2 pseudogenes are annotated in these 1,321 nt (G+C 66.8%); both read left to right on the top strand.

What is annotated here, in order from left to right:
- Positions 1-706 (top strand): annotated as a pseudogene (locus ACWAUG_RS13565) (IS21 family transposase); the annotation flags it as partial.
- A pseudogene (locus ACWAUG_RS13560) lies at positions 703-1,248 on the top strand (ATP-binding protein); the annotation flags it as partial. The pseudogenes ACWAUG_RS13565 and ACWAUG_RS13560, both read left to right, overlap by 4 nt.
- Between the last annotated feature and the right edge of the window lie 73 nt (positions 1,249-1,321).

Genomic DNA, 1,321 nt, shown 5'->3' with positions numbered 1-1,321 from the left:
GATCCTCGAGGACCTCGACCCCTACCCGCCGAACCTCACCCGGCGCGCCTCACCCCCCACCGAATGTCCGAAGAGCCTGATTGGCCGGCAAGTCCGCGTCTCTCTCCGCGCCTCGGAGATCATCGTCTTCGACGGTCATGCTGAGGCTGCCCGGCATGAGCGGGTCGTTGCTCGCGGCGGGGAATCGATCGTCCTCGATCACTACCTCGAGGTGCTGCGGCACAAGCCGGGCGCACTACCCGCCTCGACGGCTCTGGCCGCCGCGCGAGACGCGGGCGTGTTCACGAGCGCGCACGAGGCGTTCTGGCAGGAATCCCGGAAAGTCAACGGCGACAGTGCCGGCACCCGAGAGTTGATCGAGGTGCTGCTCCTGCACCGCAGTATGCGCGGCATCGATGTGATCGCGGGGATCCGCGCGGCCTTGATGGTCGGCGCGGTCTCCGCGGATGTCGTCGCGGTCGAAGCACGCCGGCACACGGGTGGGTCTGGTTCAGACCGTCATTTCGTTGCACAACGTCCTGACCGTGAGCACCGGGTTGTCAGTCTCACCCAGCGCCGACTCACCGACCCCGCCGCGGTGATCGCGGGCCTGCCCCCGGACCGGCGGCCGTTGCCGAACGTCGCCGCCTATGACGAGCTCCTGCACCGTCGCCCTGTCTTCACCGAAACCCCCGCCACTGGAACAGAAGGAACAACGACCCCATGAGCACCACCACACCCGTCACCACGACTCTTCGCCGCCGCCGCGGGATGACCGAGGAAGCCGCAGCGGCAGCCGTCGATCAGGCCTGCCGCAGGCTGCGGCTGCCGACTATCCGTGCGGTCATGGACGAAGCGACCACGGTCGCGAACAGGGAGCAACTGTCTTATCAGGGGTTCCTCGCCGAGCTGCTGCTCGCGGAATGCGATGACAGGGATCGCCGCTCCACCGTCCGCCGTGTCTCCGCGGCCGGGTTCCCTCGGAACAAATGGATCGGTGACTTCGACTTCGACGCGAACCCGAACATCAACGCTGCCACCATCCACACTCTCGCGACCGGCGACTGGATCCGCCGCGGCGAGCCCCTCTGCCTCATCGGCGACTCCGGCACCGGGAAGTCCCACCTCCTCATCGGGCTGGGCACTGCGGCGGCGGAGAAGGGCTACCGCGTCAAATACACCCTCGCGACGAAACTCGTCAACGAACTCGTCGAAGCCGCCGACGAGAAACAGTTGGCCCGCACGATCGCCCGTTACGGGCGCGTTGAAGCGCCCTGGGTCTGATGGAGACTCGCGCTATTTGATTCCCACCAGCTGATCGTGGTCGGCTTGGACAGCATAG

The organism is Microbacterium sp. GXF6406, from assembly GCF_054798215.1.
This window is presented reverse-complemented; position numbering and strand designations above follow the sequence as displayed.